We start from the raw sequence: 17,635 nt of genomic DNA, 5'->3' as shown, positions 1-17,635 counted from the left end.
GCGAATCTGGCTCTATCCTGTGCCGGCTCAGGACTTCTCCACTGTCCCGAAACGAGGCGACTTTGACCCCTGGATTGCCGCAAGCCTCCGACATCCTGGCCGCGCTCGGTCAGGCCGTGTTCGCCTGGGACATCGCCAGCGATGCCATCGTCTGGGGCGAGCAGGTCGGCGCCGTCTTCCCCGGCATTCCCGCCGAGCGGCTTTCGACCGGCGCCGAATTCGCCAAGCTGATCGAGCCCGCGCAAACGCTGCGGACGGCGGCGCTGGCACTGACGTCCCCGGTGCACGGCGCCGACGGCACCCCTTACCGGATCGAATACGGCGTGCGCATGAGCGCCTCCGATCCCGTGATCTGGATCGAGGAGACCGGCCGCTGGTTCGCAGGTCCCGACGGCCGTCCCACGCGAGCGATCGGCTCCGTCCGCATCAACAATGAGCGCCACGCCCGCGACGAGGAATTGAGCAGGCTGGCCCGGCTCGATCCGCTGACCGGCGAGCTCAACCGCTCGCATCTGATCGCGGCGCTGGCCGAGGCGATCGAGGAGACGACGCGCTTCCGCTCGACCGCCGCCTTCATGCTGGTCGGCATCGATCATCTCGCCCGCGTCAACGATGCCTTCGGCTTCGACGTCGCCGACGCCGTGATCCTCGACGTCGCCAAGCGCATTCGCGCGCGCCTGCGCGGTGGCGACGTGCTCGGGCGCTTCTCCGGCAACAAGTTCGGCCTGATCCTGAAGAACTGCACCGTCGACGACATGAACGTGGCCGCCGAGCGCTTCCTCGCCGGCATCCGAGACGAGGTGGTGCCGACCAAATCCGGTCCGGTCTCGGTCACCGCCTCGATCGGCGCGGTCAGCCTGCCGCGCTACGCCCGCAACACCGACGAGGCCGTCAATCGCGCCCACGAGACGCTGGACGCCGCCAAGCGCCGCCGCTCCGGCTCGTTCGCGGCCTGGCGTCCGGATGCCGCACGCGACGCACAGCGCCGCGTCAACATCCGCGTCACCGACGAGATCGTCACCGCGCTCAACGAGCGCCGCATCAGGCTCGCCTATGAACCCGTGGTCTCGGCTGTCTCGCGCGAGCGCGCATTCCATGAATGCCTGGTGCGGATGGACCAGGGCGACGGCCAGGTGCTGCTCGCGCCCGACATCGTGCCGGTGGCCGAACGGCTCGGCCTGATCCGCCTGGTCGATCACCGCGTGCTCGAGCTCGTGGTCGCCGAGCTCGCGGCCGCGCCTGATGTCTGTCTCAGCCTCAACATCTCGCCGGATACGACCATGGATCCGGACTGGTGGGCGGGGATCGAATCGCTGATGCTGGCCCATCCCGGCGTTGCCGAGCGGTTGATCGTCGAGATCACCGAGACGGTCGCGATCCAGGACATCGACGACGTCCGCGCCTTCGTCAGCCGCCTCAAGCATTTCGGCAGCCGCATCGCCATCGACGATTTCGGCGCCGGCTACACCTCGTTCCGCAATCTGCGCAAGCTCGGCGTGGACATCGTCAAGATCGACGGCGCCTTCGTGCAGAACATCACCCATTCCGCCGACGACCGCGCCTTCGTGCAGACCTTGATCGACCTCGCCCGCCGCCTCGACATCAAGACCGTCGCCGAATGGGTGCAGGACAACGAAGCCGCAAACATGCTGCGCGACTGGGGCTGCGACTACATCCAGGGCCGCCTGATCGGGCTGGCCTCGGCGGAGCGGCCGTGGGGCGCTCCGCCGGATGCATTGCCTGCGGCAAGCTGAGAAGCCGTAGGGTGGGCAAAGGCGCACTTGCGCCGTGCCCACCATTCTTTTCCGAATTCGAGAAAGACGTGGGCACGCTTCGCTTTGCCCACCCTACGGAATCCCCCTAGGCCCCCTCGTCCAGCGCCACCAGCTCGCGCTTCTTGCGCAGCGACGGCAGCAGCGGCGCGATCAGCAGCACCAGGGCCAGCGCAAGGCACGCGCCCGAGATCGGCCGCTGCACGAAGGTCCAGAGATCGCCCTGCGACAGGATCAGTGACTTGCGCAGATTGTTCTCCATCATCGGTCCCAGCACGAAGGCCAGCACCAAAGGTGCCGGCTCGTAGCCGAGCTTGCGCATGAAATAGCCGATGATGCCGAACGCGATCATCACATAGACGTCGAACACGTTGTTGCTCGAGCAGTAGACGCCGAGGATCGTGAACAGGATGATCAAGGGGAACAGGATGTTGTAGGGCAGCTTGAGCAGCTGCACCCACATGCCGATCATCGGCAGGTTCAGGATCAGCAGCATGACGTTGCCGATATACATGCTGGCGACGATGCCCCAGAACAGGCCGGGGTTCTGCGTGATCAGCAGCGGGCCCGGCTGCAGGCCGTGAATGACGAAGGCTCCGAGCAGCAGCGCCATCACCACGTTCGGCGGGATGCCGAGCGTCATCAGCGGAATGAAGGCGCCGCCCGCCGCGGCGTTGTTCGCCGATTCCGGCCCGGCGACGCCCTCGATCGCGCCGTGGCCGAACCTTTCAGGGGTCTTCGACAGCCGCTTCTCAAGCGCGTAGGACGCGAATGACGAGATCACCGCGCCGCCGCCCGGCAGGATGCCGAGGAAAAAGCCGAGGATCGTGCCGCGGCCGACCGGACCTGCGCTCGCCTTCCAATCCTCCTTGCTGGGCAGGAGATGCGTGATCCTGGTGTTGATGACGTCGCGCTTGATCGCCTGCTCGGTGTTGAGCAGCACCTCGGCGACGCCGAACAGGCCCATCACCACGGGCACGAGGCCGATGCCGTCGATCAGCTCCATGCGGCCGAAGGTCAGCCGCGGCTGCGCGGTGATGCTGTCGAGCCCGACCAGCCCGAGCACGACGCCGATGCACGCCATCAGCAATGCCTTCGGCATCGAGCCCTGGGTCAGGAAGGTGAGCACGACGAGGCCGAGCACCATCAGGCTGAAATACTCGGCCGGGCCGAAGGCAATGGCGAGGCTGGCAAGCTTCGGTGCCACCAGCATCAAGGCCACCAGCGCAAAGGTTCCGGCCGCGAAGGAGCCGAATGCGGCGATGCCGAGCGCGGGGCCCGCGCGGCCCTGCTTCGCCATCTGGTGGCCGTCGATGCAAGTCACGACCGAGGCGGCCTCGCCGGGGATGTTGACCAGGATCGAGGTGGTCGAGCCCCCATACATCGAGCCGTAATAGATGCCGGCCATCATGATGATGCCCGATTCCGGCGTGCCCGACAGCGTCACCGGCAGCAGCAGCGACATCGCCGAGATCGGGCCGATGCCGGGCAGCACGCCGACCAGCGTGCCGATGAAGACGCCGATGAAGCAATAGAGCAGGTTGATCGGCAGCAGCGCGACGCCGAATCCATGTGCCACGTTGATAAGCGTATCCATGGGGTCAACCGATCCCGAACAGGCCGGACGGCAACTGGATCAACAGCAGCCGCTTGAGCACCCACCACATGCCCCATGGCACCAGCACCGCGATCGGAATCGCCAGCGTCCAGCGCACCGGATCGATCAGCCGCAACAGCAGCAGCATCAGCGGGATCGACGACAGCAGGAATCCCAGCGGCTCCAGCGCGAAGGCGAATGCCGTGAGGCAGGCGATGAGGACGAGCGGCTTGCTCCAGCGCACGTTCTCCCAGCGCGAGGCCAGCGTCGGCCCGCCCTCGGTGATCGCGGAGACGATGATGGCGCCTGCAAACACGCACATCAGGATGCCCGTGTAGAACAGCACATAGCCGGAGCCGGGATCGTTGATGGTGCCGAGCTTGAGCCTCAAGCCCGACCAGACCACGAAGCCGCCGAGTGCAAGTCCGATCAGCCCGCCCCAGAGTTCGGAGTTGCTGAGGCGGAGCTTGACGTTGGTGTCATTGTTCATGGCACTTCTCGTGCCCCGGACGCAGCGCATCAGGGACAGATGCGCTGCAGAACCGGGGCCCATGAGTGTGGACGGAAAATGGGTGCCGGCTCTGCGGTGCATCGCTCAAGAAGCGCTGCACCGCGTCCGGGACACTCTAGTGGCCTTATTTCTTCGCGAGCCCGAGCGTCTCGATCACCTTGCGCTCGGATGCCGTGACCTCGACGATGAACTTCTTGTAGTCCTCGGTGTTCTTGTAGTTCGGCACCATGTCGTATTTCGCGAGCGTAGCGATCACCGCGGGATCCTCGACCGCCTTCTTGAAGGCATCGTGCAGCTTGGCGACGATCTTGGGATCCATTCCTTTCGGGCCGGCGATGCCGAACGGGGAATCATAGACCATGGGATAGCCGAGCTCCTTCAGCGTCGGTACGTCGGGATAGTTCGGCGACCGTGCGCCGGTCCACACCATCAGGAGCCGCAGCTTGCCGGCGTCGACCAGCGGCCGCCATCCCGTGGAATCAGCCTGTAGCATGGTGTGCTGCCCCAGCACGGCGGCATTGGTCTCCGCCCCGCCCTTGAAAGGGACCTGGGTCAGCTTGATGCCGGACATCCCGGCGATCTGCTCCATGCCGATATGCAGCGAGGTGCCGGCGCCGGGCGTGGCATAGGTCACCTTGCCCGGATTCGCCTTTGCGAACTCCACCACGTCCTTCCAGCTCTTGAACTGCGATTCCGCGCTGGTCGTCACGCCGAACGTGTAGCCGGTGAGATGGACGATATAGGTGAAATCCTTTGCCGGATCCCACGACACCTCCTGCATCAGCGGCAGGCGAAACACGGTGATCGGGATCTGCGAGATGGTATAGCCGTCCGGCTTCGCCGCCGCCGCCATCGTCGCCGGTCCGACCGTGCCGCCGCCGCCGGCCTTGTTGTCGATCACGATCGGCTGCCCCAGCACCTTCGAGGCGCTTTCGGCGATCGCGCGCATCGAGATATCGGTCGATCCGCCGGCCGGCCAAGGCACGATCAACGTGATCGGCTTCGTCGGGTAGTCCTGCGCAGTGGCGGCCGTGGAGAGCAATGCGCCCAGCACGGCGTGCATCGCGGCAAATGCAATCGTCTTCAGCCCGTATCCCGACATCGAAAGCCTCCCTCGCGGCGGCCTCTCTGGGGGCGCCGTATCTCGTTCTTGTGAGGCGATTGTTCCTGAATTTGACGGAGAAGAAAAGCGCATTGCGCGCATCGGCGCGCGGCCGTCGGTCAGGCGACGCCGGCAGAGCCGACATATGTGACAATTCGCCGTTGGCCGCGTGCCGAGAGGCGGAATTTCAGGGGCCGAGAGCGGCTCAGGCCACGCGCCGAACCATGTTCAGCGTCTCGATGGTGCGGCCGACTTCCGAGGCGAGACACGGCTTGCCGAAATAATAGCCTTGCACCGCGGTGCAGCCACATTGGCGGACGAAGTCGAGCTGTTCCTCGGTTTCCACGCCCTCGGCCGTGGTCTCGACCCCGAGCACGGAACCGAGGCTTGCAATCGTTCTGACGATGGCAACGCTCTCCGGGCTTTCGCCGAGCGTGCCGACGAAGGAGCGGTCGATCTTGATGCGGTCGAACGGAAACTTGCGCAGGTAGCTCAGCGAGGAATAGCCGACGCCGAAATCGTCGAGGCTGACGCGCACCCCGAGCGCGCGGAGCTGGTGCAGGATGTCGATGGTCGCCTTGCTGTCGTCGAGCAGCGCCGTCTCGGTGACCTCGAGCTCGAGCCGCTGCGGCGGCAGGCCGGCTTCCGCAAGCGCGCTCGTGACCATCGCCACCAGCCCGCGGGAGCGGAACTGCACCGGAGACAGGTTCACCGCGACGGTGACGCCGGGCCAGGACGCGGCCGTCGCGCAGGCCGTGCGCAGCACCCATTCGCCGATCGGAACGATCAGCCCGTTTTCCTCCGCAATCGGGATGAACTCGGCCGGAGAGACGAAGCCGCGCGAGGGATGCTTCCAGCGCAGCAATGCCTCGAAGCCGGTGAGCTCGGAGGAATCGAGCCGCAACTGCGGCTGGAACACCAGGTGGAATTCCCGCCCTTCGAGCGCGCCGGCCAGATCCTGCTCCAGCGCGTGCCGGCTGCGCGCCTGCTTCTCCATCTCGGGCTCGAACAGCTGATAGGCTCCGCGCCCCTTGGCCTTGGCCTGGTACAGCGCGAGGTCGGCGCATTTCATCAGCTCATCGGCATCAAGTCCGTGGTCGGGCGCGATGGCGATGCCGACCGAGACGCCGACATGGATCGACTGGCTTTCCAGCGGCGGCGGATGACCGATGATCTCGACCAGGCGGCGGGCGAGCGCCTCGGCCGATTGCGGCTGCGGCCCGCGCTGGAGCACGGCGAACTCGTCGCCGCCAAGCCGCGCCACGGTGTCGTGCTCGCCGACGTTCTCCTTGAGACGCGCCGCGACCCAGCGCAGCAGGCGATCGCCGGCGGCGTGGCCGAGGCGGTCGTTGACGGTCTTGAAATTGTCGAGGTCGAAGCACAGCACGGCCATGGCGCCGCCGGCGATCGCGACCTGGTTCAGTCCCTCGCCCATCTTCTCGCGGAACAGCGTGCGGTTGGGCAGGTCGGTGAGCGAATCGTGTCGCGCCATGTGCGCCACCCGGGCCTGGGCCTTGTGGCGTTCGGTGACGTCCTCATAGGTCACGACCCAGCCGCCGTGCTCCATGCGCTTGTGATTGAGCTTGATGATGCGGCCGTCGTTCAAATGGCGGTGCAGCGTGTGCTCGCCCTCGCGCAGCCGCTCGACATAGTCGGCATAGAGCTTGGCGCCGGTCATGTTCGGATGGATGCCGAGCTCGCAGCTGTGCTCCATGATCTCCCGCATCGAGACGCCGGGCTTCACGATCTCCGGCGACAATCCATACATCTCGATATAGCGGCGGTTGCAGACGATCACGCGCAGGCTCGCGTCGAGCATGCACAGGCCCTGGCTCATGTTGTTCAGGGCCGCGTCGAACCGGCGGTACTGCTCGCTCAGCTCCTCGATCGCACGCTCGCGCTCGGTAATATCCTCATAGGTGGCGACGAAGCCGCCTTCGGCCAGCGCGCAATAGCGCACCGAGATCACGGTGTCATTCGACATACGCCGGCGCATCGGCGAGGAGTCTCGGCTCCCGATCCGCGCGCGGGCGGCTTCGAGGATCTGCGGCGGGCTGTATTCCGCGGAGAACGCGCCGTTCGCGATGGATCGCTCGATCAGTTCGGCGAGGTGGGTGCCGGGGCGGGTCTCCTCCGGCGACAACAGGTAGATCTTGCGGTAGGTGGAGTTGCAGACCCGAAGTCGCATGTCGCTGTCGAAGAAGGCGAGCCCGTGCGCCATGTTCTCCAGCGCCGCATCGAGGATGAAGTTCTGCTGCCGCAGCGTTTCCTCGTATTGCAGCCGCTCCGTGACGTCCTCGTGCACCGTCACCCAGCCGCCGTCGGGCAGGAAGCGTGAGACCGCCTGCACCATCCGTCCGTCGTAGCGCATCACCAGCAGCGTCTTCGGCTTCCTGCTGCGCACATCCTGCAGCCGGCTCTGGTAGAATTCGTCGCCCGACATGCCCGGCAGGTTACCGCGCGACATCCAGTGCTCGATCACCGTGCAGTGCGAGACGCCCGGCTTCACGATCTCGGGGTCGAGATTGTAGAGCTTCAGGAACCGGTCGTTGCAGACGACGACACGGCTGTCGACGTCGTACATGATCAGTCCGTGCGACATGTTGGCGAGTGCGTGCTGGCTGCGCTCGGTCTGCACGCGCAGTTCCGCTTCGAGCCGGGCGAGGCGGGTGACGTCGTCGCAGATCGTCATCCAGCCGCCGCCGGGGAGGGGCTTCAGCTCGAGCGACATGACGAGGCCGTTCGCCAGCCTTTGCTCGGTGCGGAACGGCTTGCCCGCGGCGATCTGCGCCATCCGGGTCGAATACAACGCGTCGAGCTGGTCGTGCGGAAAATTGCCGCGGCTTGCGCTGTGCGCGAGCACCTCGCGGTAGCTCGTGCCGATCCGCACGATCTCGGCCGACATGTCGAACAGCGCCAGGTAGCGCTGGTTCGTCAGCACGATCCGGTTGTCGGCATCGTAGACGCAGACGCCCTGCTCCATGTGGTCGAGCGCAAGCTGGCTCAGCGCGACCAGGGCGCCTGGGCCCTGTTCACGCCCTGTACCAAGCTCGCTGTCGCGGGTCGACGTCATGGGGTCGGCGGGGCCTCGGCCGGCAATAGACTTGATGCAACCTAATTCAGCCGCCGAGGCTAGCGAAGAGGCCGGAAAATTCCCTTAAGCGCCGTAGTTTACGGAGGGTGACCGGCGACGAAGAGATGTGAGCGTCGCGATCTGCATGATGAAGCCCAACCTCAGGCTGGATGCTGGCTGTGGGCCCGGATTACGGCCCGTACAGCACGAGCTCGGTGTCGGTGAGGTCGCCGAGCTGTGGCCGGTGCGGGCCCCTGAAGTATTTCCGGCCGCGCCGCTCGGTGTAGATACCGACGAGGCCGGGAACCGGGGCGTTGGCGTCGACGGCCACCGCGATCTTGCCGAGCCGCAGCAGCAGCCGTCCGATGCGGCCGGCGCATTCGGCAAATTCTGCGGTGCTCCGGCAATAGATCAGCTTCATTGCGGGCGGTGCGATGAAGCCGCGGCGGATGCGCACCGGTTGCAGGATGAAGGGGAAGGTTCCCTTCGGCGTGCGGCAGACGAGGCTAAGGCAATTGTAGCGCGCATGTCGCGTCAAGATCTCGGTCTCCGCCTCGGAGAGCCCCTTGATCTCCTTGGCGTGCGGCGGAATGACCTCGATCTCGCTCCAGCGCGGGACGCGCGCCAGCGCAGGCACGGAGAAGAAGATACCGCGGCAATAGGCGCGAAAGCCCTGCGTCTCGATGATCGGCCAGGTCCACGGCGCCGGGCTGATGTTGAAGTAAGTGACGTGCTTGTGCCGCTGGGCGATCTTGGTCAGCAGCGGCGCGTAGTTGCGGTAGGCCGGGTCGACATACCAGCTCGACAGATTGCATCGGATGGCGGTCTCTTCGCCGTCCTTGCGTGCGGTGTAGATCAAGAGCAGCACGCCGACCGGCGTGCCGTCGTCGTCGAGCATGTAGCCGAAGCGCGGATAGCCCTCCGGCACGGCCCGGAAGGCCTGCCGGCGCAGGCCCTGGATCCAGTATTCGCGTGAACGGCCGGCGAAACCGCGCGTCAGCAAGTCCGCGATCTTATTGACGTCGGACTCGGTGATCTCGCGGCATCGGACCTTGGTATGGATCACGCTCGTCTTGCCCGTGGAAATGGTCGGCCTCGTGGTGTCTATCGTTTCAGCATGATCTTCTCGGAAAACCGCTCCGCACTTTTCCGGATCATGCTCTAACGCCAACCTTCGCCATGGGCCTCGGCCGCGACTTGCGGCTGCAGGGCCAGGACGTCCCGCACCTTGGCGGGCCAGGCGGAGAGATCGGTGCCGTGGGTGTGGAACATGGCGACCGCCAGACGGTCCATGCCGAAGGCTACGCAGCCGGTATGGGCCGGCTCGCCGTCGGCGTCCTGAATTCCCCAGGTCGTGCCGAAATGCTCGCGGTGATAGTTGAAGCTCATGCACGCCGTCGGTTGCTCTTCCGAGCGCAGCGGGATCAGCAACTCGAACTTGAGCTGCTGCTGCTTCTGGCTCACCGCTTTCATCTGGCCGACGCGGCCGAAGAACGGATCGCTGGCATAGTCGACGCGGAAGGTCAGGCCGAGATCGGTCGCGATCTTCTGCGCGCGGACCATCCAGCGCTCGCGGAAATCGGCGACGTCGTCGGGGTTGCCGATGCAGACATATTCGCGCATGCGGAACGATTGCAGCCGGTCGAGATGCTTCGACGGCTCGCGGCGGAAGCAATCCGCGGCAACGTCGAAGCGCAGGCCGCCCTTCGGCAACCGGCCGCGGCTCGCCGCGATCGGATAGACCGGATAGCAGGCGGCCGGCGACAACACGAGATCGGCCGGCGACAGCGAAGTCGTCCAGTCGCCGCCGGCATCGAAGCGGCTCACCGCGGCGTTGATCTCGCGTTCGGTGCCGTGCAGGCCGCAGACGCAGCCGAGCAGGTTCGGAAAGCTCTTGAGATAGCCGGACTTCTCCAGCTGCGCCCGGCTCATCACCGGCGGGAAGCGCATCACCTCGGTGCCGGCCTCGCGATGACCGGTGATCAGCGCGGCGAGCTTCTCGACGATGCCCTCATAGAGGGCGGTGCGGGCATAGACGCCATCGGCGCCCATGCGGTGGAACAGCTTGTCGGCGAGATGATCGAGCGGATCGGTCATCTGCGGCGCGGTGGTGGGCGAGTCGGGGAGGACGGCAATATTCATGGTTCGATGTCCTGCTATCTTAAAATTGTTCTTGTTGAAGCGGTCGCCAAGGCACGTCAGTCGCGAAGCATGTCAGTCGCGAAGGCTCGCCGGCACGCCGCTCATCAACGTCGATGTCGCGGCATTGGCCAGGATCCGGTCGTTGTTGATCATGATCGGCGACGACAGCACGTCGCGGAGGTGACGGCCCATGGTGAAGTCGCCGTCGTTGCGGTAGCCGGCAAGACCCGCGGTGCGCATCGCGTGCATCACGGTCTCGACCGCGAGCTCGGAGGCCTGCACCTTCAAGAGCGTGATCGAGGACTGGAAGTCGAGCGAGGCCAGCGCACGCTCGTCATGCTCGACGCGGGAGAAAGCGTCGATATTGGCTGATATCAGCGCGCGCAGCTTGGCCAGCGACATCTTGGCGGCGGTGAAGTGCGCTGCGGCCGGGGGCATCTGTCCGCCCGACGCGCGGGCCGCCTTGCGGATGAAGGCCTGCGCGCGCGTCACCGCGGCAGCGGCGATGCCGGCCCAGGCCGACGACCAGCACAGATGCGCGAACGGCGTCATGGTCTGGGCGTGGATCTTGTCATAGGATTCCGGGAAGACGCGGTCGGCAGGGCAGTCGACCTTCAGCTCGAACCCGGTCGAGCAGGTGCCGCGCATGCCGAGCGTTTCCCAGCCCAGCGTCCGCCTCAGCGAATAATCGTCCTTGGCGAGTGCCAGCAGCACCTGGTCGGAGGCGGCGGCGTCGGTGGCGCGGCGGGCGATGGTGACGAGGCCATCGGCTTCGGCGCCGTAGGAGATCACGGTGGCGTCGCGCACCAGCGAGACGGTATCGCCGGCATGGTCGACCGCAGCCGCGCTGGCGCGGATGTTGCCGCCGTTCTGGCCTTCGGTGGTGGAGGAGGCGAGCAGCCACTGGTCGCGGGCGACCCGGCGCATCATGGTCTCCATCCAGGGAATGCCATGGCCGTGCCTGACGACGCAGGCGACCTTGGTCTGGTGCATCGCGTAGATCATCGCCGTGGACGCGCAGGCGCGTCCGAGCGTGTAGCAGATGTCGGTGACGTCATGGATCGAGGCACCGAAGCCGCCGAACTCGACCGGAACCATCACGCCGAGCAGCTTCTGCTCACGCGCGACGTCGAAGGCCTTGTGCGGGAAGCGGGCGTCGCGATCAACCCCGTCGGCGTCGGCCGCTGCCGCTGCGGCGGTCCGGGCGGCGCGCTCGATCAGGGAGGGACCCTGCTCGAGAAAACTCGTCTGCATTTCGTCGACAGTGAGGACTGCTTCACGCACGTTCATGCTCGTCCGCCTCCGGTTTGCCGTTCGAGATCGCCGGCATCATTCGCGATGCCGCTTGAAGCGATCCTCCAGCCATCTTTGCTTGTGAGACGAGGCTACGGATTTAATTCAAATTCGTCGATGAAATAGAGGGTAAACAAAACCGAATTCCGAACGAACAGTTAAGGTCCGGTTGTTCGCATCATCGGATTTTCCGGCATCGCGTTAGGACTCTGGAAGAAGCCTGGATTTCCGACAATCTGAGTCATCGTTTACTAAGAATCGCGAAGTATAGGTGCCGCCCATTGCAGGACCGGCAGCCTGCACCCATCGTTGCCGGCAGTCCGGTCCGCCCCCGATAGACAAATGGGAATTTCCCGATGCAGGCCTTCGATACCGATTTTCGCAATCGCATCATCAAGCTGGTGAAGAGCATTCTCGAGCAGAATTCGCTCGACGCAGACGTTACGCCTTCGGCCAAGCTGGTCGATATCGGCCTGACCTCGATGGACATGGTCAATCTCATGCTCGGCGTCGAGGCCGAATTCGACTTCACCATTCCACAGTCCGAGATCACGCCGGAGAATTTCCAGTCCGTGCAGACCCTGGAGCGGATGGTGGCGATGCAGCTCCAGCCGGCGACCGCGGCTTAAGCCAACACCCCACAATCGTCGTCCCTTGCGTTCGCAGGAACGACGCCGGTGTGACACCCACGTCGCGCCCCTCACACCATCGGCATCATCCCTTCGCCCCCGTTCCAAATCCGCCGCAAAACTGGCATAGCTTAACCATGTCAAATTTGACGGACAGGGTGGAGCAGGCATGACGCAGGCGGTATTGGGCATCATCGGCGGCTCGGGCATCTATGACTTGCCCGGCCTCGAGGGTGCGCGCGAAGAGGTGATCAAGAGTCCCTGGGGCGAGCCGTCGGCTCCTTTAAGGCGCGGCTCCATCGCCGGCCTGCCGATCGTGTTCCTGCCGCGGCATGACAAGGGGCATCGGTTGTCCCCCTCCGACATCAATTATCGCGCCAACATCGACGTGCTGAAGCGCGCCGGCGTCACCGACCTGATCTCGCTCTCGGCGTGTGGCTCCTTCAGGGAGGAACTGCCGCCGGGCACCTTCGTTCTCGTCGATCAGTTCGTCGACCGCACCCATAAGCGAGAGAGCTCGTTCTTCGGCCGCGGCTGTGTCGCGCATGTGTCGATGGCGCACCCGGTCTCGCCGCGGCTGCGCATCCATCTGGCGGCCGCCGCGGAAGCGGAAGGCATCGCGATCGCGCGCGGCGGAACCTATGTCTGCATGGAAGGGCCACAATTCTCCACTTACGCGGAAAGCATGACCTACAAGACGCTGGGCTATTCGGTGATCGGCATGACCAACATGCCCGAAGCCAAGCTCGCGCGCGAGGCGGAGATCTGTTACGCCACCGTCGCGATGGTGACGGATTTCGACTGCTGGCATCCCGACCACGATGCGGTCACCGTGCAGGACATCATCCGCGTGCTGAATTCGAACGCCGACAAGGCGAAGGCGCTGGTGGCGCGGCTGGCCAAGGATTTTCCGCGCGAGCACGAGCCGTGCCCGATCGGTTCGGACCGTGCGCTCGACACCGCGCTGATCACGGCGCCCGAGGCGCGCGATCCCGAGCTCCTGAAGAAGCTCGACGCGGTGGCCGGGCGCATCCTGCGGACGTGAGACGCAAGACAAGGTACGAAAAGGCAGAACGCCATGAAGGTCGACGGCAAGCATTTCCGCAGCATCTGGCGCGAGCGTGACGGCTGGTCGGTCGGCGCGATCGATCAGCGCCGGCTGCCGCATGAATTCGTCATTGCGCGGCTGACCTCGTGTGAAGATGCGGCCGTTGCTATCCGCGACATGCTGGTGCGCGGCGCGCCATTGATCGGTGCCACCGCCGCCTACGGCATGGCGCTCGCGATGCGCGAGGACGCTTCCGACGCCGGGCTGCGACGCGCCTATGACACCCTCGTCGTGGCGCGGCCGACCGCGATCAATCTGAAATGGGCGCTGGACGAGATGCGCGCGGCGCTCGCGCCGGTCGATCCGGTTGAAAGAGCGGAAGCGGCCTATGCGCGCGCCGACGAGATCGCCGAGCAGGACGTCGAGATCAACCGCGGCATTGCCGACAACGGCCTGAAGCTGATCGAGGCGACCGCGGCGAAGAAGCCGGGCGAGGTGGTCAACGTGCTGACCCATTGCAACGCCGGCTGGCTCGCCACCGTCGATTGGGGCACGGCGACGGCGCCGATCTATCTCGCGCACGAGCGCGGCATCAAGGTCCATGTCTGGGTCGACGAGACCCGTCCGCGCAACCAGGGCGCCTCGCTTACGGCCTGGGAGCTCGGTCATCACGGCGTGCCGCACACGGTGATCCCCGACAATACCGGCGGACACCTGATGCAGCACGGCATGGTCGATCTCGCAATCGTCGGCACCGACCGCGTCGCCGCCAATGGCGACGTCTGCAACAAGATCGGCACTTACCTGAAGGCGCTCGCCGCGCATGACAACGGTGTGCCGTTCTACGTCGCGCTGCCGTCGCCGACGATCGATTTCGCCGTCCATGACGGCATCCGCGACATCCCGATCGAGCAGCGCAGCGGCGTGGAGGTCACCGACATGACCGGCCGCACTGCGGACGGCCGGCTGGAGACGGTGCGGATCGTGCCCGAGAGCTCCCCCGTCGCGAACTACGCCTTCGACGTGACGCCGGCGCGGCTCGTCACCGGTCTCATCACCGAGCGCGGCGTGCTGAAGCCGGATCGTGCCGCCCTGGCGGCGGCATTTCCGGAGCGGATTGCCGCCGCGGCGAAGTAGGTCTCGTAGGGTGGGCAAAGCGTAGCGTGCCCACGATCTGTGGCGATCGAGAAAGAAGGTGGGCACGCTTTCCCTTTGCCCACCCTACGGCAGCGTACCTCGCAACGGCGAGTTGCCTACCCCAGCTTCAAACCCGTCGCCTTCTCCAGCTCCCCGATCGCCTGCGCCCCGCTCGTCACCTTGATCGTGGTCATGCCCATCTGACGCGCCGGCTTCAAATTGACGCCGAGGTCGTCGAGATAGACGCAATTGTTCGGATCGACCTTCAGCGTCTCGACCATCATCTGGTAGATGCGCGGATCCGGCTTGCGCAGACCGATCTTGGCGGATTCGATGACGTGATCGAACAGCACCATGACCTCGGCGATGTAGAGGGAGCGTCCCGTCATGCTGCCGATGGCGTTGGCCGGCAGATTGTTGGTGATGCAGCCGGTCTTGAATTGCTCCTTGATGCGCTTCAGGGCCTCGACCATTTCCGGGCGCAGATCGCCCTGCAGCAGCGGCAGCACGTCGCGGCCGCGCACTTCCGCGCCGAGCGCGAGCGATTCGGCGGCGAACAATGCGTCGAACGTCTCGATGTCGACCTCGGCCCGCTCGAACCTGGCCCAGGCGTTTTCCAGATGATTGGCGGCGTTGGTGCGCCGGATGATATCGGCGGGCAGGCCGCGCTCGGTCTCGAACCGCGTGAACGCCTCGAAGGGCGAGCTCGTCAGCACGCCGCCAAAATCAAAGATCACCGCCTCGATCGCCAATGTCCTGCCCTCGTCAATTGCTTTCCAAGACGGCTAGCATGCGCTATCGGCAAGGGCCAGTCCGAAGCAATCGCCCGTCTTCACCGATGCCGATCCGTGTTCCCATGAAGAAGCTTGCCGCCATCATCGCAGCTGCGCTGCAGCTCGCTACGCCCGCTCACGCCATCGTCGGCGGCGGCACGCCGCAGACAGATGGCGTCGCCCGCGCCGTCGTCACCATCGTCGGCTCGCGCGGCAATTTCTGCACCGGCAGCCTGATCGCCCCGAGGCTGGTGTTGACGGTCGCCCATTGCGTGCAGCCCGGCGCCGATTACAAGGTCGTCGATCGCGGCGGCGACGGCCAGCCGCAATTGCTGAACGTTCGCACCGTCGCGATCCATCCGAACTTCAACATGCAGGCGATGCAGGCGCATCGTGCCACCGCCGACGTGGCGCTGCTGCAACTGGAAATTCCACTGAAAGGAAAATCCGCGGTGACGGTCGGCATGCCCACGATTCCAATTCAGGTCGGCAGCCGCTTCGTCATCGCCGGCATCGGCGTCACCGTTAGCGGTGACGGCAAGAGCGGCGGCACGACCCGCGTTGCCGGCCTCGTTGCAACCGGCCAGCCCGGCACGCTTCAGATCCGCCTGGTCGACCCCGTAACCAACGGTGTTCGCGTCGGAATTGGCGCCTGCACCGGCGATTCCGGCGGCCCCGTGTTCGAGGACAGGCCGAACGGTCCCGTCCTCGTCGGTCTCATCAGCTGGTCGACAGGACCGAACGGCGCCGCTGGTTGCGGCGGCTTGACCGGCGTGACGCCGCTGACGCTCTATCGTGACTGGATCTTGCAGACCGCGCGGAGCTGGGGTGCGCTGTGATTTGACCGCGACTTGATCTATGTCATTTTGAAGCGGAGGCGCTGCGGGTGATCATGCCCGTCGCGGAGGAAACGCGCCGTCCGGTCAAGGACGGCCACAAAAACAAGCAAGGCATAAAGCAACAATGAATGTCGCTGTTCGCAGTCACGCCACGGCCAAACAGGCTTCTGAACATTTCGACGTGCTGATCGTCGGCGCCGGCATCTCCGGCATCGGTAGCGCCTATCACATCCAGAAGCAGCTTCCGGGCACGAGCTACGTCATCCTGGAGACGCAGGATACATTCGGCGGCACCTGGAGCACACATCGCTATCCCGGCATTCGCTCCGACAGCGATCTCCACACCTTCGGCTACAGCTTCAAGCCTTGGGTCGGCCCGCCGATTGCGACCGCCGAGGAGATCCTCTCCTATATGAAGGAGGTGATCGACGACAACGATATCGCGCGGCACATCCGCTACAAGCACAAGATCAATTCCGCGAGCTGGTCGAGCGAGCAGAATCTCTGGACCATCGACGCGGTGACGACCGACACCGGCGAGCCCAGGACCTTCACCGCGAACTTCCTCTGGATGTGCCAGGGCTATTATCGCCATTCCGAAGGCTACACGCCGGAGTGGAAGGGCATGGACCGCTTCAAGGGCCGTATCGTCCATCCCCAGACCTGGCCCGACGATATCGACCTCACGAACAAGAAGGTGGTGGTGATCGGCTCGGGCGCGACCGCGGCAACGCTGGTGCCGAACATCACCGACAAGTGCGCCCATGTCACCATGCTGCAGCGCTCGCCGACCTATTTCCGCCTCGGCCGCAACGCCATCGAGATCGCGGAAGAGCTGCGCCGGCTGCAGGTCGACGAAGCCTGGATCCACGAGATCGTGCGGCGCAAGATCCTGTTCGAACAGGATGCCTTCACCAAGCTCTGCGTGTCCAAGCCAGAGCAGGTCAAGAAGGAGCTGATCGGCCAGATCAGCGCCGTCCTCGGTCCCGACTACGACGTCGAGACCCACTTCACGCCAAAATACCGGCCCTGGCGGCAGCGCATCGCCTTCGTGCCGGATGCCGATTTGTTCAAGGGCATCGCCAGCGGCAAGGCCTCCGTCGTCACCGACGAGATCGAATGCTTCGTCGAGAACGGCATCCAGCTCAAGTCCGGCAAGCTGCTCGAGGCCGATATCGTCGTCACCGCGACCGGCTTCAATCTTGCCGCGCTCGGCGACATCGCCTTCGAGATCGACGGCAAGCCGCTCGCCTTCGGCGACACCGTCACCTATCGCGGGATGATGTTCACGGGCGTGCCCAACATGGTCTGGGTGTTCGGCTATTTCCGCGCCAGCTGGACGCTGCGCGTCGATCTGGTCGCCGATTTCGTCTGCCGGCTGCTCGGGCACATGAAGGCGAAGGGTGCCAAGAAGGTCGAGGTCAAGCTGCGGCCCGAGGACCACAACATGCCGATCCTGCCCTGGATCGATCCGGAAAACTTCAACCCCGGCTACATGATGCGCAACATGAACCTGTTGCCCAAGCGCGGCGACAAGCCGGAATGGCAGCACAGCCAGGATTATTGGACCGAGAAGGACGAGATCCCGAAGACGAACCTCGACGACAAGGCGTTTGTCTATAGTTGAGGCGAGCCGCTGCCGCGAACTCGTCATGCCCGGGCTTGTCCCGGGCATCCACGCCTTGGTCACGACAAGAAGGTACGTGGATGGCCGGGACA

14 protein-coding genes are annotated in these 17,635 nt (G+C 65.0%); 6 read left to right on the top strand and 8 right to left on the bottom strand.

Going from position 1 to position 17,635, the window contains the following annotated elements; all coding sequences use genetic code 11:
* Positions 1–62 precede the first annotated feature (62 nt).
* The gene (locus AC24YW_RS31290; protein ID WP_487486329.1) at positions 63–1,754 is read left to right on the top strand and encodes an EAL domain-containing protein; all 1,692 of its coding nucleotides are present in this window, start codon (positions 63–65) and stop codon (positions 1,752–1,754) included.
* Positions 1,755–1,860: 106 nt separating this feature from the next.
* On the opposite strand, the gene AC24YW_RS31285 is transcribed toward AC24YW_RS31290, so the two are convergent.
* From AC24YW_RS31285 to AC24YW_RS31255, 7 genes are all read right to left on the bottom strand, one after another.
* Positions 1,861–3,369 (bottom strand): tripartite tricarboxylate transporter permease, encoded by a 1,509-nt coding sequence (locus AC24YW_RS31285; RefSeq protein WP_487486328.1) that lies wholly within the window; start codon positions 3,367–3,369, stop codon positions 1,861–1,863.
* Positions 3,370–3,373: 4 nt separating this feature from the next.
* Positions 3,374–3,859 carry a tripartite tricarboxylate transporter TctB family protein gene (locus AC24YW_RS31280; RefSeq protein ID WP_487486327.1) on the bottom strand — a complete coding sequence of 162 codons (486 nt, stop codon included), beginning with the start codon at positions 3,857–3,859 and terminating at the stop codon, positions 3,374–3,376.
* Between the two features lie 145 nt (positions 3,860–4,004).
* Positions 4,005–4,982 (bottom strand): tripartite tricarboxylate transporter substrate binding protein, encoded by a 978-nt coding sequence (locus tag AC24YW_RS31275; RefSeq protein ID WP_487486326.1) that lies wholly within the window; start codon positions 4,980–4,982, stop codon positions 4,005–4,007.
* 205 nt (positions 4,983–5,187) lie between these two features.
* Entirely contained in the window at positions 5,188–8,055 is a 2,868-nt protein-coding gene (locus AC24YW_RS31270) for a PAS-domain containing protein (RefSeq protein ID WP_487486325.1), read from the bottom strand.
* A gap of 190 nt (positions 8,056–8,245) precedes the next feature.
* Positions 8,246–9,121 (bottom strand): acyl-CoA acyltransferase, encoded by an 876-nt coding sequence (locus AC24YW_RS31265; protein WP_487486324.1) that lies wholly within the window; start codon positions 9,119–9,121, stop codon positions 8,246–8,248.
* A 95-nt stretch (positions 9,122–9,216) separates the two neighbouring features.
* Complete coding sequence (locus AC24YW_RS31260) at positions 9,217–10,197, bottom strand: amino acid--[acyl-carrier-protein] ligase (RefSeq protein WP_487486323.1); 981 nt, start codon at positions 10,195–10,197, stop codon at positions 9,217–9,219.
* Positions 10,198–10,269: 72 nt separating this feature from the next.
* A complete protein-coding gene (locus AC24YW_RS31255; RefSeq protein WP_487486322.1) occupies positions 10,270–11,487 on the bottom strand; it encodes an acyl-CoA dehydrogenase family protein in 1,218 nt (405 codons plus the stop codon).
* Positions 11,488–11,846: 359 nt separating this feature from the next.
* Here AC24YW_RS31255 and AC24YW_RS31250 point away from each other — a divergent pair, with 359 nt between their 5' ends.
* The 3 genes from AC24YW_RS31250 (at position 11,847) to mtnA (ending at position 14,304) form a co-directional block, all read left to right on the top strand.
* Positions 11,847–12,119 carry a phosphopantetheine-binding protein gene (locus tag AC24YW_RS31250; RefSeq protein ID WP_487486321.1) on the top strand — a complete coding sequence of 91 codons (273 nt, stop codon included), beginning with the start codon at positions 11,847–11,849 and terminating at the stop codon, positions 12,117–12,119.
* Between the two features lie 169 nt (positions 12,120–12,288).
* Entirely contained in the window at positions 12,289–13,164 is an 876-nt protein-coding gene (locus AC24YW_RS31245; protein ID WP_487486320.1) for an S-methyl-5'-thioadenosine phosphorylase, read from the top strand.
* Positions 13,165–13,197: 33 nt separating this feature from the next.
* The gene (mtnA, locus tag AC24YW_RS31240; protein WP_487486319.1) at positions 13,198–14,304 is read left to right on the top strand and encodes an S-methyl-5-thioribose-1-phosphate isomerase; all 1,107 of its coding nucleotides are present in this window, start codon (positions 13,198–13,200) and stop codon (positions 14,302–14,304) included.
* A 116-nt stretch (positions 14,305–14,420) separates the two neighbouring features.
* Here the strand turns inward: mtnA and AC24YW_RS31235 are convergent, their stop codons facing one another.
* Positions 14,421–15,056, bottom strand: coding sequence for an HAD-IA family hydrolase (locus AC24YW_RS31235; RefSeq protein WP_487486318.1), 636 nt, complete (start codon positions 15,054–15,056; stop codon positions 14,421–14,423).
* Between the two features lie 104 nt (positions 15,057–15,160).
* Between AC24YW_RS31235 and AC24YW_RS31230 the strand changes: the two genes are divergently transcribed.
* Positions 15,161–15,916 (top strand): S1 family peptidase, encoded by a 756-nt coding sequence (locus AC24YW_RS31230; RefSeq protein ID WP_487486317.1) that lies wholly within the window; start codon positions 15,161–15,163, stop codon positions 15,914–15,916.
* A 124-nt stretch (positions 15,917–16,040) separates the two neighbouring features.
* Positions 16,041–17,543 (top strand): flavin-containing monooxygenase, encoded by a 1,503-nt coding sequence (locus AC24YW_RS31225; RefSeq protein WP_487486316.1) that lies wholly within the window; start codon positions 16,041–16,043, stop codon positions 17,541–17,543.
* Positions 17,544–17,635: the final 92 nt, after the last annotated feature.

The sequence above is a fragment of the Bradyrhizobium sp. USDA3516 genome (genome assembly GCF_057651995.1).
Note: the sequence above shows the minus strand (reverse complement) of the source record. Positions and strands in the feature narration are given on the sequence as shown.